The following is a 20350-nucleotide window of genomic DNA, read 5'->3' as shown; positions in this document are numbered from 1 at the left end:
CGGGTGGACGACGCCCTCTGGATACCAGGTGGTTCTTCGCCGTATTGATGGCGATCCGGTACATCCAGGTATAGAAAGCACTTTCTGCACGAAACTTGCCCAACGCACGGTACGCCTTGATGAAGGCTTCCTGCGCCACATCCTGCACTTCGGCGTGGTCGTGCACGTAGCGTCCTATCAGGCCAATGATCTTGTGTTGATACTTCTTAACCAAAAGATCGAAAGCGCGTGTATCGCCTTTCTGGGCACGCTCAACCAACTGCTGGTCCGTTTCACGAGTGCCCATTCACACGCTCCTTCCGCGCCGGTATCACACCGGCCGCTTCATATTCTTGTCGCCCTGTTGATCGGGCCTTCACAGCAAGCAGCATAGTGTCCCTTGGGCATTGGTTAATCGTCATGGAGAGCTCGAGGCCCATGAGGCCTGGTGGCTCACCTGTTCTGGAGGGCGTTTGGTGGCATAACGCCAATGTCATCTAGTGTTACGCGTTCTTAGCAGCGCATCAAGCGCTTACCCCCTTTCTTGAAACCCTGTGGCTGACATTTTTCCTTAATGCAAAGTTCCGTAACAATTGATTTTTACCACCGTGACGCGCCATAGTAGTGACCACTTTTCGCCCATCGCGCATGTACAGGTAGCAAGATGTCTGATCAACAGGTTAGCAATCTCAACGTCCTCGCTCAGGATGTTCTCACCACCCCCGACGCTCTGAAGTCGGCCATTCCCCTCACCGAAGCCGCCGAGCGCTCCGTCGTGGAAGGCCGTCGCGTCATTCAGAACATCCTGGATGGCAACGACCCGCGCCTGCTGGTGGTCGTGGGCCCCTGCTCCATCCACGACGTGGATGCCGCGCTGGATTATGCCCGCCGCCTGCGCGCGCTGGCCGACAAGGTGAGCGATAGCCTGTACATCGTCATGCGCGTCTATTTCGAAAAGCCGCGTACCACCGTGGGCTGGAAAGGGCTGATCAACGACCCCCACCTGAACGACTCGTTCGAAATCGACGAAGGTCTGCACATCGCCCGTAAACTGCTGGTCGACCTGGCCGAGATGGGCTTGCCCCTGGCCACGGAAGCCCTGGACCCGATCTCGCCACAGTACCTGCAGGACTGCATCAGCTGGTCAGCCATTGGCGCCCGCACCACCGAGTCACAAACCCATCGCGAGATGGCCTCAGGCCTCTCATGCCCGGTCGGCTTCAAGAACGGCACCGACGGCAGCCTGGATGTCGCCATCAATGCCCTGCAGTCGGTCGCCAACCCGCATAACTTCCTGGGCATCAACCAGGCCGGCCAGGTCGCCATCATCCGTACCCGGGGCAACGCTTATGGCCACGTGGTACTGCGCGGCGGCAACGGCAAGCCCAACTACGACAGCGTCAGCGTCGCGCTAGCCGAAAAAGAGCTGAGCAAGGCCAAGCTGTCGGCCAACATCATGATCGACTGCTCCCACGCCAACTCCAACAAGGACCCGGCCCTGCAGCCCTTGGTACTGGAAAACGTGACCAACCAGATTCTGGAAGGCAACCGCTCCATCATCGGCCTGATGGTCGAGTCCAACATTGGCTGGGGTGCCCAGAAAGTGCCTGCCGACCTGAGTCAACTGCAGTACGGCGTCTCGATCACCGATGCCTGTATCGACTGGGACACGACCGTCGAAACCTTTACGCGCATGAACGAGAAACTGGCCCCAGCACTGGCCAAGCGTATTGCCTGAAGCTAACCCGCCAACGCCCCGCCGGACCCTCCGGCGGGGCGTTTTTTATGGGCATCAACCGCCGCCGATTTCAGGCCTGAATGTCACGTCTAAACGGGGGCAAGGCATCCAGCAGCGCCTGACCGTAGCGCCGCGTGATCACGCGGCGGTCCAGCAACGTGATCACGCCCCGGTCGTTCTCCTTGCGGATCAACCGACCACAGGCCTGCACCAGCTTGATGGAAGCATCGGGCACGCTGATACGCATGAAAGAGTTGCCGCCCTGGCTTTCGATCCACTCGGCCAACGTGGCACCCACCGGGTCATCGGGCACCGCAAAAGGTAATCGGGTGATGACCACATGGGTCAGATAATCCCCGGGCAGGTCAATGCCTTCTGCAAAGCTGGCCAAGCCGAAGATGATGCTCCCCTTGCCGCTATCGACCGCTGCTCGATGCCGCTCGATCAACTCCCGCTTGGGCAGCGCATCCTGCGCCAGCAGGCGCTCTTTCAAGGCCGCTGGCAGCACTTTTTCCACCGCCCTGAGCTGGGCCCGGGACGAAAACAGTACCAGCACCGCTTCATCCTCCCCCAACTGGGAGACACAGCGCACGATGGCACGCTCATGGGCCTCTCGGTCGCTGGGGTCCGTGGCTTCGGCGGGCACGCGCAGCACCGCGTTGGCATAATCGAAGGGGCTAGGCAGCGCCTGGTACCGATATCGGCTGGCCAGGCCAGCGCGCTCCTGAATACGCTCGAAGCGCCCCAGTGCCGTCAAGGTGGCAGAAGTGACCACCGCGCCGTGGCAACGCCCCCACAAATGCTTGGCCAGCGTATGCGCCGCCGAGACGGGGCTGGCGGAGAACTCGATTTCGGGCTCACCGGCTACACGACTCAGCGTGATCCAGCGCGCACAGGGCGGCGCATTGGGTGGGTCCTGCTCGCTGAATGCCTGCCAGAGCGCGTGGGCTTCCAAGGCGCGCCCATGCAGCAGCGCCACCAGCGGCAGCCAGGCTTCGGCCTGATCACGGTCCAGCCCCGTCTGTTTATCCGGGTCCAGACTCTCACGCAGGATATCGGCAATGCTTTCCAGACTGCGTGATAGCGTGGCAAACATCACCAGCAGCTGCCGCGCCTGCTCGCGCAGCGCTTCCGGCACCTCTCCCTTCTCGAAACGCTGCTGGTGGCTGGCCTCTTCATCCGCCAGCCCCTGCTCACGCCCGGCCAGCTGGTACCCCAGGCTGAACACGTCTCCCAGGGCAGGCTCCAGGCCATGCAACACTTCAGGCAGGCTGGCCAACAGCCGGGCCACGGTGGGCTGAACCGCCAGCCCCTGGTGAAGATCGGTCAAGCTGCTGCGTAGCGTCTTGAGCCAGCGCAGACAGCCATGCACCGCGAAGCGGTGGGCAAAGTGCGACAGCGCCTTGTCCGGCAGGTGATGGCCTTCGTCGAAGATGAAGATACAGTCGGCAGGGTCCGGCAGAATGGCGCCGCCCCCCAGGGCCAGGTCCGCCAGTACCAGATCGTGGTTGGCCACGATGACATCGGCATCTTCCAGCTCGCGGCGTGAGCGGAAGAACGCGCAAGCACCGAAATGGCCGCAGCGGCGCCCGGTACACTGGCGGTGATCGACGGTGAGCTGACGCCAGTGGGCATCATCGATGGTGTCAGGCCAGGTATCACGGTCACCCTGCCACTCGCCTTTGCCATAGGCATCGGCCAGGTCGCTGGCAAGCACCTGATAGTCGCTGCTATCGCTTTGCAGGGAGTGCTCGAACAGCGACATGGTCGGGTTTGGCTCACTGCCCTCCAGGGCCTGATCCAGCCGCGCCACGCACACATAGCGCCCGCGCCCTTTGGCCAGCGCGTAGCGAAAGGCGATGCCACTGTGCTGGGCCAGCGAGGGCAGGTCCTGGTGCAACACCTGCTCTTGCAGAGCCACCGTCGCCGTGGACACGATCAGCCGCTTGCCCTTCGCCTTGGCAATGGGCAAGCCTGCAATCAGATACGCCAGCGTCTTGCCCGTGCCGGTACCGGCTTCCAGTACACAGACGTGGCTGTCGCTGGTGCGCTTGCCATCGCTGTCGCACTGAATATCGCCCAGGGTGCGGGCAATCTCGGCAATCATCAGCCGCTGACCGTAGCGTGGGGTCAGCGCTAACTGCTCCACCACGTTACGGTACGCTTGCTGAATATCGGCCTTGAGCGCGTTATCCAGCATGTGCGTTACAGCATGCCTTCCGGCGGATGCTCGCAGGGCAGCTTGCCGTTGATGTAGCGCTCGATTTCCGGCAGCGAGAAGGCGTCTTCTTCACCCACGAAGCTGATCGACACCCCTTTGGCACCGGCACGACCGGTGCGGCCAATACGGTGCACGTAGTCTTCCGGGTCTTCCGGCAGGGTGTAGTTGATCACGTGGCTGACGTCTTCGATGTGAATACCACGACCGGCCACATCGGTGGCTACCAGTACCTGAATCTCGCCTTCCCGGAAGCTCTCCAGCGTCTTGATACGCTGATTCTGGGGCACGTCACCCGACAGCATGGCGGCACTCACGCCAGCTTTTTTCAGCAGGTCATCGAGTTTGCGCACCAGATCCCGACGGTTGCCGAACACCATGACCCGCTCGAAGCTCTCCTGCTCCAGCAGCTTGACCAACAGGCGCTGCTTGTCGTCATCCGACACCAGGTACACGCGCTGGTCGATATCGGCCTGATTCTCTACCGTGACTTCGATCTCGACGTGGGCCGGTTCCTGCGTCCACTGGCTGGCCAGGTTGAGAATGTCGTCGGTGAAGGTGGCCGAAAACAGGAACGTCTGACGCTCCTCTTTCCTGGGGGTGTAGCGGATGATGCGCTTCACATCCGGGATGAACCCCATGGAAAGCATGCGATCCGCTTCATCGAGCACCAGCACTTCGGTCTCGGACAGGTCGATGTCGCGCTTCTGATGGAAGTCGAGCAGACGGCCAGGCGTGGCCACCAAAATATCGAGTTTCTTGCCGAGGCTCTCACGCTGTTTCTGGTAATCCATGCCACCGACCACGCTGGCCACGTTCAACGACGTGAAGCGGGCGAGCGCCTTGGCGTCTTTCTCGATCTGCAGCGCCAGTTCGCGGGTGGGGGCGATGATCAGCGCACGGGGAGCCCCCTGCTTCTGGCCATCCGGCGCGGGCTCTTCCAGGAAGTAGGCCAGCACGGAAATCAGGAAGGCAGCGGTCTTGCCGGTGCCCGTCTGGGCCTTGCCCACAATGTCGCCACCCAGCAGTGTGTGGCGCAGCGCCTCTGCCTGAATGGGGGTGCAGTATTCATAGCCCTGGGCATGAATAGCGCGCATCAAGGGCAGCGGCAGATCAAAGTCATGGAAGCGCCACTTGCCGGCAACGGCGGGCACCTGAAACTGACGAAGATCCCAGTTCGACTGACGGCGACGCGGCTTGCGACGACGGCGTTTAGGCTTGCGGTTCTGGTCCGATGCTGTGATCTGTTCCGACTCGCTCATAGGCTGTGTATCTGTCCATTGCTGTGGAGGTTAGGCATCACGAATCGCGCATTGTAGCAGGGCTTGGCGATAAGAGCGCGCTCTGCTGTCGAAGGAGCGCCCTTGCCTGTTAGAATGAGGCATAAATTAACCCAAGGAGCGCGACGATGACGCGTAAGAAAAAGACTCGTTCACTGGCAGACAAGGTGACGATCCGCACCGGTCGCCGCAAGGATTACAAAAAGTGGCGCCATGAAAACCCGGATCAGGTGACCTCATCACGCCGTTTCGTGGCCAAGAAACAGCAACAGCGCAAATTGCAGGCCGTGCGCAAGCTGGCACGCCAGCAAAGTGGCCAGAACATTGCCATCCACCCCGACAAGGGGAGCGACTCCTCTTCGGGAGAGCCCTCCTGATGCGTCTGGTGTCTTTCAATATCAACGGCATCCGGGCAAGGCTGCATCAGCTTCAAGCGCTCATCGATACCCATCGCCCTGATGTGATCGGCCTGCAGGAAATCAAGGTGCAGGATAGCGAATTCCCACTGGCCGATGTGGAAGCCATGGGGTACCACACCTTTCACTATGGCCAAAAGGGCCACTACGGTGTGGCCTTGCTCTGCCGACAGAAACCTCAGCAGGTCTTCTACGGCTTTCCTGATGATGAGGAAGATGCTCAGCGACGCATGATCGGCGTGCGCCTGCTGACCACCGACGGCCAGCCGGTCACCGTGTGGAACGGCTACTTCCCCCAGGGCGAGAACGTCGAACACCCCACCAAATTTCCTCACAAGGAGCGCTTTTACCAGCAGCTGGCCAATCTGCTGGCCACGCAGCACTCCCCGGAAGAGCATCTCGCCGTCATGGGTGACTTCAACATTTCCCCCGAAGACCAGGACATCGGCATTGGGGAAGCCAACCGAAAACGCTGGCTGCGTGATGGCAAGGCCAGCTTTCAGCCCATCGAGCGGGAGTGGCTAGCGGGCATCAAGGCGTGGGGGCTCAGCGACAGCTATCGGCTCTGCCACCCCGACAACAGCGAATGGTTCAGCTGGTTCGACTACCGCTCGAAGGGCTTTGATCGGGAGCCCAAGCGTGGGCTGCGCATCGACTACATCCTTGTCTCGCCCCCTCTGGCACAGCGGGTCACTGATGCAGGTATCGACTATCCCCTGCGCGCCATGGAGCGACCTTCGGATCACGCGCCCACCTGGAGCGACTTTTCGCTGACACTGGCGGACTGACCTGCGCCCTGGCTGCCGCCCCCCCGGGCGGCACGGCTCATCCCCTGAGCCCCCTCAATCGAAATAGCCAAGCCACTGCTCGGCCTGTTCGTCGCCCAACTCCGCCGCTCGCGAGAGCGCCTCTTTCGCCAGCGACTCATTACCCCACGCGTAGGCCAACTGACCATACTGGCGCCAATCGTCAGCCGTTTGAGTAGTATCAGCCAGCGCCTGCCAAGCGTTCAGGGCATGCTCGACATGCCGGGCCTGCTGCCAGGCCGTGGCTCGCAGGCGCAGCGTCTCTTCATCATCAGGCAGCTCCCCTGCTTCCAGCGCTGCCTCCAGATGCTCACCGGCACGCGCTGGCGTGCCGCCTGCCAGGTGCAGCCGAATCAGGGTCAAGCGATCCTCGGGGGCGGTGAACTTGCCCATCTGCCAGGCCGCTTCCCAGACGCCTGCAGCAGCGCCCAGCAGCCCCGCCTGCTGCGCCAATCCAGCCGCCTGGCGCCACTCTTCGGCGCTGCTGCGCTCGCTCAGGTTTTCCAGCAGCCAGGCCAGCGCCTGCTCGCCTTCGCCTGCCTGGCGCAGCACGACGTTGACCAGCGCCTGCTGGGCATCACTCAGCTCTCTGCCCGGCGCCAACTGAGGGGTGAGCCATTCGAGGGCCTCTTCCCAGCGCTCCTCTTCTGCCAATAGGCGCACCAACGCCCAAACCGATTCGATGTAGCGCTCATGGCCCGCAGACTCGCCGAGCCACTGCGCGTAGAGCTCGATGGCCTGCGGGCGCTGACCTGCCGCGCGGCGCAGGGAGGCTTCGTCACGTAACCAGCGCAGCCGCTGACTGTTCGGCACGCTGGTACGCTGGCGGGCACTGGCCAGCTCATCCGCTGCCGCCTCGGGCGCCTCTTGACGCACCAGCGCACTGGCCGCCAATTGGTGATATAGCGCACTGGCCCACTGATCGGCTCGATTGCCCGAGGCCAGTCTGGTGGCCTGGGCGCGCGCGCGACTCAGGATCGCGTCCAACGACTCATCCTCTTCACCCGCGCCTGACAGCGCCGCCAGCTGACTCTGCAATCCGTTCAGGTCGAGAATGATATCTTCACTTAGTGGCACATCCGCCACCGCCACCGTGCTCCACACGTAGAGCACTGCCATTGCCAATAAACGCTGCATAACGCTCCCTCGACGGGCTTACCGCAACTGAAATTCGATGCGCTGAGTGGCACGACGCAGCTGCTGACTCGGCTCGAACTGCCAGCGCGCAATAGCCTCCTCCGCCGCCTGCTCGAACACCCGGCGCGGCTGGGCGTTGACGACGCGAATCGTCCCGCTATCGACGCTGCCATCACGCCGAATGACGAACTCCACCTCGACAAAACCCTCCATGCCACGCCGCTGGGCACGGGTGGGGTACGTGGGATTGACGCGACTCGTGGGCGCCACCTGCCCGACACTCACCGGCTCATTGGAGGGCGCAGGCTCTGCCGCTGGCGCCGCTTCACGTTCGGCCGTCGCCGGTGCCGTGGATGGCTCGGAGCGCGGCGCGGGCTCTGCGGCAGGCTCCGGCGTGGGCTCTGGGGCAGGCTGAGGCTCCGGTCGTGGTTGCGGTGTCGGCTCTGACCTTGCCTCGGTAAGCTCCGGCAGCTCACTCTCCAACTCCAGCGGCTCTACCGGTGCATCCGGCAAAGCCAGATCGGGCAGCGCAATCTGACTCGTCGCGACCGGCGCAGGGGCAGGCGCTGGTGCAGGAGGGGGAGCCGTAGGAGCCGCCTGGGCAGGCTCTGGCGGCGGCGTTTCCGGCTCGGCAGCCTGCTCAGGTGCTTCCACCATGGTCATGGCCATGGACATGACTGGTTCGTCGACGCTGCGCTCCGGCGGTGCCACCAGCAGCGCCAGCATCCAGAACAGCCCCATCGCCAGCGCAGCACCAGCCAGCAGCGAGAACCCGTGGCGTATCATGGCGCACTCCGACTAGCCGCCACCGCCACTTGCTCTACACCTGCCTGCTGCAGGCGATCCATCACTTCGATCAGCAGTCCAGTGGTGGACGCTCTATCGGCCTGGATGACCACCGAGCCTTCGCCACTGAGCATGCCGGCCACTTCCTGACCGATGCGATGGGCATCGACCGGACGACCATCCACCCAGACGGCTCCTTCCGGCGTAATCGCGATCAGCACCTGGGCGTCCGGACGCTGTGTGGCGGCGGCCGCTTCCGGGCGCTCGATCTCTACGCCACTCTCCTTGATAAAGCTGGTCGTCACGATAAAGAAGATCAGCATGATGAAGACCACATCCAGCATCGGGGTCAGGTTGACTTCATTGCTCTCTTCGACAGCCTCTATGGAACGGCGTCTACGCATCATTTTTCTCCAGGGCACGTGCCAGGCGATCATGCAGACGCTGGTCTTCGCGGCGAATCACGTGCTCCAAACGGCTGATAAACAGCATGCCCACCACGGCAATGGCCATGCCTGTCAATGTGGGTAGCGTGGCTCGGGCCACGCCATCGGCCATGGCTCTGGCCTGATGGGTGTCACTCATGGAAAGGCTGTCGAACACGGTGATCATGCCGGTGACCGTGCCCAGCAGACCCAACAGCGGGCACAACGCCACCAGCAATTTGATCCAGGGCAGCGGCCGACGCAGCTTGGCCACCAGGGCCGCACTCCACACATCGCGCAGCGTCCGTGCGCTCCAGCTGCGGTGGTCGCTACGTGCTGCCCAGCGGTGCACCAGCTGACGCCGCGCACGTCGCCAGCTGATGCGGTAGTACCACCAGCGTTCGATGGCCATGGCGAACACCAGCACGGCCACCAGCGCCAGCACCACCAGCACCGCGCCACCGGCGTCCAACAGCCGCTCCACCGGCTCCAGCCAAAGGGGCAACGTCGGCATATCAGTTCACCGCTTGCCCGGGATGGGCAGACTGCGCTTCCAGGTGATCGGCCAGGGTGGCACTGGCCTCCCCTTCGATCACTTGCGTAATGAACCGGCTTCGGCTGGACAGTGCCGTTTGTGCAAACAGCAGCGGCACCGCCGTCACCAGCCCCAACACCGTCGTCACCAGCGCCTGACTGATCCCCCCGGCCATGAGCTGCGGGTCACCGGTACCGAACACGGTAATGGCCTGAAAGGTGACGATCATGCCCGTCACCGTACCCAACAGGCCCAGCAGCGGCGCAATGGCGGCCAACAGTTTGACGATGGGCTGGCCTCGCTCGATGCGCGGCAGCTCTGCCAGCACCGCTTCATCCAGGCGGGCTTCGAGGGCTTCGGGCGTTTGATGCTTGTCCATGTCCTTGAATCGCTGCAGCACTCGGCCCAGCGGATTGTCGGCTCGCGGCTGTTCCAACTGACGGCGTTGACGACGCACCCGTGCGCTCACCAGCAGCAGATAGAGGTATTGCGCCAGCGCCACCAACAGACCGATCCCCCCCAGCACCACGACCACATAGCCGACATACCCCCCCTGCTGGAAACGCTCCCAGAGACTGGGCTGCTGTGCCAACGCCTGCAGTACGCTGCCCTGGGTAGGGTCGATGGCAAATTCACGGCTCTCACCTTGGTGGTAGGCGGCGAGCAGGCGGCGGATTTCCGACGGCGTACGCGGCAGCTCGGCCAGGCTCTGGTCATCCTGCCCTTTGCGGAGCAGTGCCGACTCCGTGAAAGCGGCAAAATCCCCCAAACGGACCACCTGACGAGGCGCAACCTCGCCCGCACCGTCTGCCACGGGCAGCTCGAGACGCTCGGCCTGCCCGGTGTTCATGGTCAAGGCTGCCAGCCGGTCTACCACGCTCTCCAGGTGCTCACGCTCCAGCACCTCGACGTCGTTGAGGCGCGGAGGCAAAGCGTCAGGCGTCAACGTCAGCCAGCTCTCCCCTCCCAATTCGTTGCGCAGCTCCTCGCTGTGCCGCGTCAGATCGGCCAACAGTGCCGTAAGGGCCTCCCCCTGCTCATCCTGACGCTGAGCCAGGAGCTCGGCCTGTTCGGCCTGCTCTTGCTGTTGCGCCTGCAGGGCAACCTGCTCCTGCTCGGCGGCTGCGTGCGCGGCGCGCGCTTCCTCCAGGGCCGCGGCCAGGGCGTCCTGATCTTCCAGAAACGACTGCAGCCGCGCCTGGTCTCGCGCCTCTGCTGCTTCGCGGGCATCACGTAGCGTCGTGACATCACCACTGCTTTGGGCGATGGCCGGGGCGCTCGCCCAAACGCTCATGGCCAGCAGCAGGCAGGCCATCTTGTGCACGCCGCGCCGATAGCTGAATAGTTTCATTACGGCGCTCCTGTGGCGGTAATCGATAGCGGCAATTGCAGCAGTTCAGGCGTACGCTGATCATCGGCAATACGCAGGCCATTACGCACTTCTCGGCGTGCACGCTCTTCCAGCGCTAGCCATTCACCGCGCTGCTGGTCCCATACGCCGCCCTCACGGCCATCCGGCGTCAGGTAATAGAGGCTAATACGCCCAATACGCAGATAATCGACTTCCCGAGGAGCCCCGCCGTCGCGTTGCAAACGCCCCCGCCAGCTATCTACCTGGCGGCCGTATGCCAGCTCTGCACGCCAGGCTTCGAGCAGCTCGGCAATCCGTTCGGCGCTCTCCTGGGAGGATACCTCTACCCCTTCTACCCGTGCCAAACGCTCGCCACGCAGGAAAGGCAGATCCGACTCGATCCATCGGGTGAGCTGTTCGGCCATATCCTGCTCGATGACCGGCAGCGCAGCACGTGTATCGCTCAGCGTATCCAACGCCTGGGCCAACCGCTGCTGGCGCTCCGCCTCACTGGCCAGGCGACTGCTCAGGGCAGCATTGGAAGCGCTCATCTGCCGCGTCTCCTGCTCCAGTTGGCGCAATTCTTCCAACTGTTCTCGCGTTGCTTCGTCGGCCCTGTCGATTTGCTGCTGCAGCTCAGATTGCACTTGCTGGGCCTCGACACTCTGGGCCGCCTGATCCATCGTTTCATCGCTCGCCATCAGCGATGTACTGGCCAGCATTCCAGCAAGCCAATATCCGCTCAAGGCAAAGAAAGGCCTTTTCAGCACGTCGTCTCTCCATCACTGCTCAGCGCGCTATCAGTATCAGCTCGCCAAGGCTCACCAAATATAAGAACGATTTGCGTTTAAATCGTTAGCGTGCATAGCCTACCATCAATAGAGCAAATGACAATATTTATCATTAACATTCAATAACGAAATCTTTTCATCACCCATAAAAAACGGGAGCTCTGAGGCTCCCGTTGAGTGGCACGCTAATTGAACGATCAGAACGCCCAGTCGTCGTCTTCGGTAGCGACGGCCTTGCCGATGACGTAGGACGAGCCAGACCCCGAGAAGAAGTCGTGGTTCTCGTCTGCGCTGGGGGACAGCGCCGCCATGATCGTCGGGTCGACGTCCGTGACACTGCTGGGGAACAGCGGCTCGAAACCGAGGTTCATCAACGCCTTGTTGGCGTTGTAGTGCAGGAACTTCTTCACGTCTTCGGTCAAGCCCACCGCATCATAGAGTGACTCGGTATAGCGCACTTCGTTGTCGTATAGCTCCAGCAGCAGCTCGTAGGCATAATCCTTCACCTCCTGCTGACGCTCCGGGGTGGCTTCCGCCAGCGCCTGCTGGAACTTGTAGCCCACGTAGTAACCGTGCACCGCTTCGTCACGAATGATCAGACGAATCAGGTCAGCGGTATTGGTCAGCTTGGCATGGCTGGACCAGTACATGGGCAGATAGAAGCCGGAGTAGAACAGGAACGACTCCAGGAAAACGCTGGCCACTTTGCGCATCAGCGGGTCATCGGAGCGATAGCGCTTGAGGATCAGCTCGGACTTCAGCTGGAGCGACGGATTCTCCTCACTCCAGCGGAACGCATCGTCCACGTCCCGGGTGGCGCACAGCGTCGAGAAAATCGAGCTGTAGGAGCGCGCATGCACCGATTCCATGAAGGCAATGTTGGTATACACCGCTTCTTCGTGGGGCGTACGCGCATCTTCCATCAGCACCGGCGCACCCACGCTGCTCTGGATGGTATCGAGCAGCGTCAGGCCGGTGAAGACCCGGATGGTCAGCTGCTTTTCCTGCTGAGTCAGGGTGTTCCACGACTGAATATCGTTGGATAGCGGCACTTTTTCCGGCAGCCAGAAGTTGCTGGTCAGGCGGTTCCACACCTCCAGATCTTTATCGTCCTGCAGACGGTTCCAGTTGATCGCATTAACCCGCGACAGGCGTTGCATCGTTGTCATCAGCGCTCTCTTCTAAACGTCATCACATGCCAGTGGGAATATCGTTACAGCGTGCAGGAGACACAGCCTTCTACCTCGGTGCCTTCCAGCGCGCTTTGGCGCAAGCGAATGTAGTAAAGGGTCTTGATGCCCTTGCGCCATGCATAGATCTGCGCCTTGTTGATATCCCGAGTGGTGGCGGTATCAGGGAAGAACAGCGTCAGCGACAGCCCCTGATCCACGTGCTTCGACGCTTCTGCATAAGTATCGATGATTTTCTCAGGGCCAATTTCATAGGCATCCTGGAAGTAATCGAAGTTGGCTTCATTCAAGAACGGCGCCGGATAATAGACCCGTCCCAGCTTGCCTTCTTTACGAATCTCGATTCTCGCCGCCACCGGATGAATGCTGGAGGTGGAGTTGTTGATATAGGAAATCGAGCCCGTGGGCGGCACTGCCTGCAGGTTGCGGTTATACAGGCCGCGCGCCATGACCGAGGCCTTCAGGGCCTGCCAATCTTCCTGGGTCGGCAGTGCAATACCACTGCGCTCGAACAGGTGGCGCACTTTTTCGGTACGCGGCAGCCAGGCCTGGTCGGTGTACTTGTCGAAGAACGTGCCCGACGCGTAGGTGGAGTCCTCGAAACCGGCGAAGGTGGCGCCATGCTCGATGGCCAGCTGGTTCGAGGCACGAATGGCATGGAACGCGACGCAGTAGAAGTACAGGTTGGTGAAATCCAACCCCTCTTCCGAACCGTAATAGATATGCTCACGCGCCAGGAAACCGTGCAGGTTCATCTGCCCCAGACCAATCGCACGCGACTTGGCATTCCCTTCGGCAATCGAGGGCACGCTGCTCAGGTTGCTCATTTCGGACACGGCGGTCAGGCCGCGAATGGCGATCTCGACGCTGGTGCCGATATCGCCCGAATCCATGACCTTGGCAATGTTCATCGAGCCCAGGTTGCAGGAGATGTCCTGACCGATGTCGCGATACCCCAGGTCGTCGTCATACTCGGTCGGCGTGTTGACCTGCAGAATCTCGGAGCAGAGGTTGCTCATGTTGATGCGACCGGCAATCGGATTGGCGCGATTGACCGTATCTTCGAACATGATGTACGGGTAGCCGGACTCGAACTGCAGCTCAGCCAGCGTCTGGAAGAAGGCGCGAGCATTGATTTTCTGCTTGCGAATGCGCGCATCCGCCACCATTTCATGGTACTTCTCGGTGACGCTGATATCGCCAAACGGCACCCCGTAGACCCGCTCTACATCGTAGGGGGAGAACAGGTACATGTCGTCGTTACGCTTGGCCAGTTCGAACGTGATGTCCGGAATGGTCACGCCCAGCGAGAGCGTCTTGATGCGGATCTTTTCGTCGGCATTTTCGCGCTTGGTGTCGAGGAAACGCAGAATGTCGGGATGGTGAGCATTCAGGTATACGGCCCCGGCCCCCTGGCGTGCGCCCAGCTGGTTGGCGTAGGAGAACGCATCTTCCAGCAATTTCATGATGGGGATGATGCCCGACGACTGGTTTTCGATACGCTTGATCGGCGCGCCAGACTCACGGATGTTGGTCAGCAGGAACGCCACCCCACCGCCACGCTTGGAGAGCTGCAGCGCCGAGTTGATCGACCGACCGATCGACTCCATGTTGTCTTCGATACGCAGCAGGAAGCACGACACCAGCTCGCCGCGCTGCTGCTTGCCGCAGTTCAGGAAAGTCGGCGTGGCTGGCTGGAAGCGACCGCTGATCACTTCATCCACCAGCGACTTGGCCAGCGCTTCATCACCACGAGCCAGCGTCAGGGCAACCATGCACACGCGATCTTCGTAGCGTTCCAGGTAGCGCTTGCCATCGAAGGTCTTCAGCGTATAGCTGGTGTAGTACTTGAAGGCACCCAGGAAGCTGGGGAAGCGAAACTTGTAGGCATACGCCTGCTCGAACAGCGACTTGATGAATTCGAAGCTGTACTGATCGAGTACGGTGGCTTCGTAATAGCCCTCTTCCATCAGGTAGTCCAGCTTCTCTTCCAATGAGTGGAAGAAAACCGTGTTCTGGTTGACGTGCTGAAGGAAGTACTGACGCGCCGCTTCGCGGTCCTTGTCCAACTGCAGTTCGCCGTTGGCACCGTAGAGATTGAGCATCGCGTTGAGCGCATGATAGTCCAGCGTGCGCGCTTCGTTGGTACCCGCAGCAGGACGTTTCGCTTCTGCCGACTTCTTGGTAGCGGCGCTAGTGGACGCTACGTTGTTAGAGACTGAGCTTGACGTTTCCAAAACTCTTCTACTCCTTTGCGGACCTTGGCGACATCGTCATCGGTGCCAAACAGTTCAAAGCGATAAAGCAGCGGTACCTGGCACTTTTGCGCGATGATGCGCCCTGCCAACCCGTAAGCTTCACCAAAATTCGTATTACCCGAGGCAATGACACCTCGAATGAGGTGTCGATTGTGCTCATCGTTCAAGAAGCGAATCACCTGCCCCGGCACGGCGCCTTGTGCATAGCCACCGCCGTAGGTAGGCGTCACCAATATGTAAGGCTGCGTGACGCGTGGAGTGGGCTCTTCACGATTCAATGGCAGCCGCTGGGCGCTCAAGCCAAGCCTTTCGATAAACCGATGGGTATTGCCTGACTTGGTGGAAAAATAGACCAGCGTACCCGCCTGCCTGGTTTCCACCGTGGCCGTGTGCATGGCGGCTGAACTACGCCAGCGCCTGAATACGGTCAGGGCGGAAGCCGGACCAGTGATCTTCACCGACGACCACGACCGGCAACTGGCGATAGCCGAGGGCTTCGACCTGCTGCTGTGCGCCTGATGCTTCCGTAATGTCGATCACGGTGTACTCCAAACCCTGCTTGTCCAGCGCACGATAGGTAGCGGTGCACTGTACGCAGGCAGGCTTGCTATAAATTTGGATTTCCATGGCTATTTTCCTTTTCATAGCGACACTTTTCGGGTAGCGCATGGCAATGGCGCTACCCCTCTAAAATTCTCCACGCATACTATATATAGACCACCAGAAAATCAATTCAAGCATATATGGTATTTTTTCATCCACAGGTTATTGACAAGCCATACCCAGCGCTATACCCAAAAACAAAAAAGCCGCCCCCTGACAGGGGGCGGCTTTAACTGCAAAATCACGCGCTCAGGCGCAATTTTCGACCATTATCAGGCCTTGGCAGCCTGGTAGCGACGCTCGACGTCTTCCCAGTTCACGACGTTGAAGAAAGCGTCAACATAGTCGGGGCGCTTGTTCTGGAACTTGAGGTAGTACGCATGCTCCCATACATCCAGACCCAGCAGCGGGGTGTTGCCATGCATCAGAGGGCTATCCTGGTTGAGCGTGTTCTCGACCACCAGCTTCTTCTCGGGTGTGACAGATAGCCACGCCCAGCCGCTGCCAAAACGGCCCAGCGCAGCTTTCTTGAAAGCGTCCTTGAACGCATCGAGGCCACCCAGCTCGGCGTCGATGGCCTTGGCAACATCACCCTGGGGCTGACCGCCACCATTGGGAGACATCATCTGCCAGAACATGGAGTGGTTGGCGTGACCACCGCCGTTGTTGATGACGGCCTGACGCTTCTCTTCCGGCACGCGATCCAGATTGGCGACCAGCTCTTCTACGGGCACATCTTCTAGACCGGTGCCTTCCAAAGCGCCGTTCAGGTTGGTCACGTAGGTATTGTGGTGACGAGAGTGATGAATCTCCATCGTCATCGCATCGATGTGCGGCTCGAGTGCATCGTAAGCGTACGGTAATTCAGGAAGGGTATGGGCCATGCTATCTTCTCCTTGAGTGGCTTCTATAACGTTCACTACCTAAGGTGCGGTCTTGCTTCACCCTTTTCAACTGCCGCCCCAGCAATTTTTCTACCAGCGCGACGACTTCTTTATCCCAGTACTTTAGTCAACTATTTTCAGTTTATCGAATTCATCGCCATTAAAAAAGCCGACCTCTTGCGACGTCGGCTTTTGGTAAAACGGCTGCCCTGCTTACAGCTTGCTTTCCAGCTCAGGCAGGATCTCGAACAGATCCCCTACCAGGCCGTAGTCGGCTACCTGGAAGATTGGGGCTTCTTCGTCCTTGTTGATCGCCACGATCACTTTGGAGTCTTTCATCCCCGCCAGGTGCTGAATCGCGCCGCTGATGCCCACGGCAATGTAAAGCTCGGGGGCGACGATCTTGCCGGTCTGGCCCACCTGCATGTCGTTGGGCACGAAGCCCGCGTCCACCGCCGCACGAGACGCGCCAATGGCGGCGCCCAGCTTGTCGGCGATGCCGTCCAGCAGTTTGAAGTTTTCGCCGTTGCCCATGCCGCGGCCGCCGGAGATGACGACCTTGGCACCGCCGAGTTCCGGGCGGTCGCTCTGAGCCAGCTCCTGCTTCACGAAACGGGACTGGGCGTTGTCGATGACCACGTCCACGGCGTCCACACTGGCGCTGCCGCCGCTGCCTACTGCATCGAAGGCGGTGGTACGCACGGTGATAACTTTCAGCGGGTCGTCGCTTTTCACCGTGGCGATGGCGTTACCGGCGTAGATCGGGCGCAGGAAGGTGTCGGCGCTCTCGACGCCAATCACTTCCGACAGTTGGCTGACGTCTTTCAGCGCGGCCAGCCGGGGCAGCACGTTCTTGCCGGTGGTGGAGGCGCTGGTCAGCACGTGGGTGTAGTCGTCGGCCAGGGCGACCAGCAGCGCGCCCATGGGCTCGGCTAGCTGATGGGCGTAGACGGCGTTGTCTGCCACGCGCACCTTGCTCACGCCGTCGAGTGTCGCGGCGGCTTCGGCGGCGGCCTGGACGCCTTCACCGGCGACCAGCACGTCGATATCGCCACCGATCGCCTGGGCGGCTGCCACGACGTGGGCGGTGGCGCTGGCCAGTTGGCCGTCATGCAGGTCGGCAAGTACCAGAATGCTCATGAGATCAGTTCCTTTCAAAGCGCGTTATCTAAGCACGTTGTCAAAGCACCTTGGCTTCGTTTTTCAGTTTGTCGATCAGCTCGTCCACCGAGGCGACCTTGATACCGCCCTTGCGCTCGGCGGGTGACTCGACCTTGAGCAGCGTGACGTTCGACGCGACCTCGACCCCATAGTCGGCGGGGGTCTTGACGTCCAGCGGCTTTTTCTTGGCCTTCATGATGTCCGGCAGCTTGGCGTAGCGCGGCTCATTGAGGCGCAGGTCGGTGGTGACGATGGCGGGCAGCGTGAGGGCGACGGTTTGCAGGCCGCCGTCGATTTCACGGGTCACGTTGACCTTGTCGCCGTCTACCGCCACTTCCGAAGCAAACGTGCCTTGCGGCAGGTTAGTGAGGGCTGCCAGCATCTGGCCGGTCTGGTTGTTGTCGGTGTCGATGGCCTGTTTGCCGAGGATCACCAGACCAGGCTGCTCTTCATCCACCACCTTGGCCAGCAGTTTGGCCACCGCCAGCGATTCGACACGCTCGTCGGTCTCGATGTGGATGGCGCGATCAGCACCCAGCGCCAGCGCGGTGCGCAGCTGCTCCTGGGCAGCCTTGGGGCCTACCGTCACGGCCACGACCTCGGTGGCTACGCCCTTCTCTTTCAGGCGCACGGCTTCTTCTACGGCAATTTCGCAGAAGGGGTTCATGGCCATTTTGACGTTGGTAAGATCCACGTCAGAATGATCCGCTTTAACGCGGATTTTGACGTTGTAGTCGATGACGCGTTTTACCGCGACCAGTACTTTCATAGGTTCCTCGCTTGGCCTGGATGATAGCCGTTGACCTGAACAGACGCCGCTCGGATGGCAGCGTAAAAAAATTCATGCAAGCGTTTGATAGGCTAGTAAATGAAAAACCCTATCAATTTGCCACAGCCTACCTTTATGCAACAACACCTAATCACTGCGGCCTTGGTCGTAGTCGCTGGCGGCTTTTACCGTAAAGTGCGCTTTTGCCATCGTAGGGGTTACCTGACACAGGTATTATGCCTATCATGGGTGATAACCAGAAGCAAACGACCGTTTTAAATTAAGGCCATCTTTTCATAAGCTAGTGCTCAATCGCTAGCACCGACGAGTGGCACTTATGAGAATAAGGAGAAACCGGGTGGAAACCGTTGAACGCGATGTAATGGATTTTGACGTGGTCATCGTGGGCGCAGGCCCCTCTGGACTGGCCGCCGCCTGCCGTTTGATGCAACAGGCCAACGCAGCGGAACAAGAGCTGACCGTTTGCGTGGTCGAGAAAGGGTCTGAGGTAGGAGCGCATATTCTGTCTGGCGCGGTGTTCGAACCCCGCGCCCTGGCGGAGCTTTTTCCCGACTGGGAAGAGCGCGGCGCTCCCCTGAATACGCCTGCCACGCGTGACGATGTCTATTTGCTGAAGGATGCCGAAAAGGCGCAGAAAATCCCCAATGCGCTGGTACCCAAAAGCATGCACAACACCGGCGGTGAACTGACCCGCTACGTGATCAGCGCAGGCAACCTGTGCCGCTGGCTGGGTGAGCAGGCAGAATCCCTGGGCGTCGAGATATTTCCGGGCTTCGCCGCCCAGGAAGTGATCATCGAGGATGACGTGGTGCGCGGCATTCTGATTGGCGACATGGGCATCGGTGCCGATGGCACCCCCAAGGATGGCCATATGCCCGGCATGGAGCTGCGCGCCAAGTACACGCTATTTGCCGAGGGCGCCAGAGGCCATCTAGGCAAACGCCTGATCAAGCAGTTCTCGCTGGATGCTGGTCGAGACCCTCAACACTACGGCATCGGGCTGAAAGAGCTATGGGATGTACCCGCCGACAAGCACGAGCCTGGCCTGGTGGTTCACGGCTCTGGCTGGCCGCTGGACAGCAAGACCCACGGTGGCTGGTTTCTCTACCACGCCGAAAACCAGCAGGTCGTGGTGGGGCTGATCATGGACCTGGGCTATCAGAATCCGTGGCTCTCGCCCTTCGACGAATTCCAGCGCATGAAGCATCACCCGGTGCTCAGCCAATATCTGGAAGGCGGCAAGCGGGTGGCTTATGGCGCGCGCGCGATTGTCAAGGGAGGCTTCAACTGCCTGCCCAGGATGACCTTCCCCGGTGGCCTGCTGATTGGTTGTGACGCGGGCACGCTGAACTTTGCCAAGATCAAGGGCCTGCACACCGCCATGAAATCAGGCATGGTGGCGGCAGAGAGCGTCTTCGAAGCCATCAAGGGCGGCGACGAGGGTGGGCAGACGCTGGCCAGCTTCGAACGCCTGTGGGAGGCCAGCTGGGCTTACCAGGAGCTGAAAGAGAGCGCTAGCTTCGGTCCGGCCATCCATAAATATGGCACGGTCGGCGGCGGGGCTTATAACTTCGCGAACCAGCTGCTGGGCAACAAGCTGCCCAACGTGCACGACACCACCACCGACCACGGCGCCCTGAAACCGGCGGCCGAATTCGAGAAGATTCAGTATCCGAAGCCGGACGGCAAGCTGTCCTTCGACAAGTCCACCTCGGTATTTCTCTCGAACACCAACCATGAAGAAGATCAGCCCTGCCACCTGCGCCTGGCTGACCCGGCGTTGCCAATTCGGGACAACCTGCCAACATACGCCGAGCCCGCACAGCGCTACTGCCCAGCGGGGGTCTATGAAGTGGTGGAAGATGACCAGGGGCAGCCACGCTTCCAGATCAACTTCCAGAACTGCGTACACTGCAAGACCTGCGATATCAAGGACCCGGCCCAGAACATCACCTGGGTAGCCCCCGAAGGCGGTGGCGGCCCGAACTATCCGAACATGTAA

At 60.7% G+C, this 20350-nt stretch carries 20 protein-coding genes; 4 read left to right on the top strand and 16 right to left on the bottom strand.

Annotated elements, in window-relative coordinates; genetic code table 11:
- A partial coding sequence (locus HSS18214_RS0101645; RefSeq protein WP_016913580.1) for a sigma-70 family RNA polymerase sigma factor occupies nucleotides 1-286 on the bottom strand: 286 nt, incomplete at its 3' end.
- 357 nt (nucleotides 287-643) lie between these two features.
- Between HSS18214_RS0101645 and HSS18214_RS0101640 the strand changes: the two genes are divergently transcribed.
- A complete protein-coding gene (locus tag HSS18214_RS0101640; protein ID WP_016913579.1) occupies nucleotides 644-1717 on the top strand; it encodes a 3-deoxy-7-phosphoheptulonate synthase in 1074 nt (357 codons plus the stop codon).
- Between the two features lie 70 nt (nucleotides 1718-1787).
- Here HSS18214_RS0101640 and dinG read toward each other — a convergent pair whose 3' ends face one another.
- Both dinG and rhlB read right to left on the bottom strand, forming a co-directional pair.
- On the bottom strand, nucleotides 1788-3917 hold the full coding sequence (gene dinG, locus HSS18214_RS0101635; protein ID WP_016913578.1) for an ATP-dependent DNA helicase DinG: 2130 nt from the start codon (nucleotides 3915-3917) through the stop codon (nucleotides 1788-1790).
- 5 nt (nucleotides 3918-3922) lie between these two features.
- Nucleotides 3923-5197 (bottom strand): ATP-dependent RNA helicase RhlB, encoded by a 1275-nt coding sequence (rhlB, locus tag HSS18214_RS0101630; RefSeq protein ID WP_016913577.1) that lies wholly within the window; start codon nucleotides 5195-5197, stop codon nucleotides 3923-3925.
- Nucleotides 5198-5343: 146 nt separating this feature from the next.
- Here rhlB and HSS18214_RS0101625 point away from each other — a divergent pair, with 146 nt between their 5' ends.
- A complete protein-coding gene (locus HSS18214_RS0101625; RefSeq protein WP_016913576.1) occupies nucleotides 5344-5592 on the top strand; it encodes a hypothetical protein in 249 nt (82 codons plus the stop codon).
- Nucleotides 5592-6419, top strand: a complete 828-nt coding sequence (gene xthA, locus HSS18214_RS0101620; RefSeq protein WP_016913575.1) for an exodeoxyribonuclease III — start codon at nucleotides 5592-5594, stop codon at nucleotides 6417-6419. The genes HSS18214_RS0101625 and xthA overlap by 1 nt, the downstream gene beginning before the upstream one ends.
- 54 nt (nucleotides 6420-6473) lie before the next feature.
- On the opposite strand, the gene HSS18214_RS0101615 is transcribed toward xthA, so the two are convergent.
- The 13 genes from HSS18214_RS0101615 to HSS18214_RS0101555 form a co-directional block, all read right to left on the bottom strand.
- Entirely contained in the window at nucleotides 6474-7574 is a 1101-nt protein-coding gene (locus HSS18214_RS0101615) for a hypothetical protein (protein ID WP_016913574.1), read from the bottom strand.
- A gap of 18 nt (nucleotides 7575-7592) precedes the next feature.
- Complete coding sequence (locus tag HSS18214_RS0101610) at nucleotides 7593-8360, bottom strand: energy transducer TonB (RefSeq protein ID WP_016913573.1); 768 nt, start codon at nucleotides 8358-8360, stop codon at nucleotides 7593-7595.
- Nucleotides 8357-8764 (bottom strand): ExbD/TolR family protein, encoded by a 408-nt coding sequence (locus HSS18214_RS0101605; protein WP_016913572.1) that lies wholly within the window; start codon nucleotides 8762-8764, stop codon nucleotides 8357-8359. The genes HSS18214_RS0101610 and HSS18214_RS0101605 overlap by 4 nt, the downstream gene beginning before the upstream one ends.
- Nucleotides 8757-9299, bottom strand: coding sequence for a MotA/TolQ/ExbB proton channel family protein (locus tag HSS18214_RS0101600; RefSeq protein WP_016913571.1), 543 nt, complete (start codon nucleotides 9297-9299; stop codon nucleotides 8757-8759). The genes HSS18214_RS0101605 and HSS18214_RS0101600 overlap by 8 nt, the downstream gene beginning before the upstream one ends.
- A 1-nt stretch (nucleotide 9300) precedes the next feature.
- On the bottom strand, nucleotides 9301-10671 hold the full coding sequence (locus tag HSS18214_RS0101595) for a MotA/TolQ/ExbB proton channel family protein (RefSeq protein WP_016913570.1): 1371 nt from the start codon (nucleotides 10669-10671) through the stop codon (nucleotides 9301-9303).
- Complete coding sequence (locus HSS18214_RS0101590) at nucleotides 10671-11441, bottom strand: DUF3450 domain-containing protein (RefSeq protein WP_026001661.1); 771 nt, start codon at nucleotides 11439-11441, stop codon at nucleotides 10671-10673. Before HSS18214_RS0101590 ends, HSS18214_RS0101595 begins: the two co-directional genes overlap by 1 nt.
- A gap of 218 nt (nucleotides 11442-11659) precedes the next feature.
- A complete protein-coding gene (gene nrdF, locus HSS18214_RS0101585) occupies nucleotides 11660-12631 on the bottom strand; it encodes a class 1b ribonucleoside-diphosphate reductase subunit beta (RefSeq protein ID WP_016913568.1) in 972 nt (323 codons plus the stop codon).
- Between the two features lie 44 nt (nucleotides 12632-12675).
- A complete protein-coding gene (gene nrdE / locus HSS18214_RS0101580) occupies nucleotides 12676-14889 on the bottom strand; it encodes a class 1b ribonucleoside-diphosphate reductase subunit alpha (protein WP_083844146.1) in 2214 nt (737 codons plus the stop codon).
- Complete coding sequence (nrdI, locus tag HSS18214_RS0101575) at nucleotides 14856-15305, bottom strand: class Ib ribonucleoside-diphosphate reductase assembly flavoprotein NrdI (protein WP_016913566.1); 450 nt, start codon at nucleotides 15303-15305, stop codon at nucleotides 14856-14858. The genes nrdE and nrdI overlap by 34 nt, the downstream gene beginning before the upstream one ends.
- Before the next feature lie 10 nt (nucleotides 15306-15315).
- Nucleotides 15316-15537: a glutaredoxin-like protein NrdH gene (nrdH, locus tag HSS18214_RS0101570; protein ID WP_016913565.1), complete on the bottom strand. Its 222-nt coding sequence runs from the start codon at nucleotides 15535-15537 to the stop codon at nucleotides 15316-15318.
- Nucleotides 15538-15785: 248 nt separating this feature from the next.
- Nucleotides 15786-16397, bottom strand: coding sequence for a superoxide dismutase (locus HSS18214_RS0101565; RefSeq protein ID WP_016913564.1), 612 nt, complete (start codon nucleotides 16395-16397; stop codon nucleotides 15786-15788).
- A 213-nt stretch (nucleotides 16398-16610) separates the two neighbouring features.
- Nucleotides 16611-17537 carry an electron transfer flavoprotein subunit alpha/FixB family protein gene (locus tag HSS18214_RS0101560; RefSeq protein WP_016913563.1) on the bottom strand — a complete coding sequence of 309 codons (927 nt, stop codon included), beginning with the start codon at nucleotides 17535-17537 and terminating at the stop codon, nucleotides 16611-16613.
- A 40-nt stretch (nucleotides 17538-17577) separates the two neighbouring features.
- Nucleotides 17578-18327 carry an electron transfer flavoprotein subunit beta/FixA family protein gene (locus HSS18214_RS0101555; protein ID WP_016913562.1) on the bottom strand — a complete coding sequence of 250 codons (750 nt, stop codon included), beginning with the start codon at nucleotides 18325-18327 and terminating at the stop codon, nucleotides 17578-17580.
- A gap of 358 nt (nucleotides 18328-18685) precedes the next feature.
- On the opposite strand from HSS18214_RS0101555, the gene HSS18214_RS0101550 reads away from it, so the two are divergent.
- On the top strand, nucleotides 18686-20350 hold the full coding sequence (locus HSS18214_RS0101550; protein WP_016913561.1) for an electron transfer flavoprotein-ubiquinone oxidoreductase: 1665 nt from the start codon (nucleotides 18686-18688) through the stop codon (nucleotides 20348-20350).

Source organism: Vreelandella stevensii S18214 (genome assembly GCF_000275725.1).
In the GTDB taxonomy this organism is placed as follows: Bacteria; Pseudomonadota; Gammaproteobacteria; order Pseudomonadales; family Halomonadaceae; genus Vreelandella; species Vreelandella stevensii.
This window is presented reverse-complemented; position numbering and strand designations above follow the sequence as displayed.

Excerpts from the sequence above, each read along its gene's own strand:
- HSS18214_RS0101560 (WP_016913563.1), bottom strand. The coding sequence starts at position 17,537 with ATGAGCATTCTGGTACTTGCCGACCTGCATGACGGCCAACTGGCCAGC.
- nrdI (WP_016913566.1), bottom strand. The coding sequence starts at position 15,305 with ATGCACACGGCCACGGTGGAAACCAGGCAGGCGGGTACGCTGGTCTAT.
- nrdH (WP_016913565.1), bottom strand. The coding sequence starts at position 15,537 with ATGGAAATCCAAATTTATAGCAAGCCTGCCTGCGTACAGTGCACCGCT.
- HSS18214_RS0101640 (WP_016913579.1), top strand. The coding sequence starts at position 644 with ATGTCTGATCAACAGGTTAGCAATCTCAACGTCCTCGCTCAGGATGTT.
- dinG (WP_016913578.1), bottom strand. The coding sequence starts at position 3,917 with ATGCTGGATAACGCGCTCAAGGCCGATATTCAGCAAGCGTACCGTAAC.
- xthA (WP_016913575.1), top strand. The coding sequence starts at position 5,592 with ATGCGTCTGGTGTCTTTCAATATCAACGGCATCCGGGCAAGGCTGCAT.
- rhlB (WP_016913577.1), bottom strand. The coding sequence starts at position 5,197 with ATGAGCGAGTCGGAACAGATCACAGCATCGGACCAGAACCGCAAGCCT.
- nrdF (WP_016913568.1), bottom strand. The coding sequence starts at position 12,631 with ATGACAACGATGCAACGCCTGTCGCGGGTTAATGCGATCAACTGGAAC.
- HSS18214_RS0101565 (WP_016913564.1), bottom strand. The coding sequence starts at position 16,397 with ATGGCCCATACCCTTCCTGAATTACCGTACGCTTACGATGCACTCGAG.
- HSS18214_RS0101615 (WP_016913574.1), bottom strand. The coding sequence starts at position 7,574 with ATGCAGCGTTTATTGGCAATGGCAGTGCTCTACGTGTGGAGCACGGTG.
- HSS18214_RS0101555 (WP_016913562.1), bottom strand. The coding sequence starts at position 18,327 with ATGAAAGTACTGGTCGCGGTAAAACGCGTCATCGACTACAACGTCAAA.
- HSS18214_RS0101600 (WP_016913571.1), bottom strand. The coding sequence starts at position 9,299 with ATGCCGACGTTGCCCCTTTGGCTGGAGCCGGTGGAGCGGCTGTTGGAC.
- HSS18214_RS0101610 (WP_016913573.1), bottom strand. The coding sequence starts at position 8,360 with ATGATACGCCACGGGTTCTCGCTGCTGGCTGGTGCTGCGCTGGCGATG.
- HSS18214_RS0101605 (WP_016913572.1), bottom strand. The coding sequence starts at position 8,764 with ATGCGTAGACGCCGTTCCATAGAGGCTGTCGAAGAGAGCAATGAAGTC.
- HSS18214_RS0101625 (WP_016913576.1), top strand. The coding sequence starts at position 5,344 with ATGACGCGTAAGAAAAAGACTCGTTCACTGGCAGACAAGGTGACGATC.
- HSS18214_RS0101595 (WP_016913570.1), bottom strand. The coding sequence starts at position 10,671 with ATGAAACTATTCAGCTATCGGCGCGGCGTGCACAAGATGGCCTGCCTG.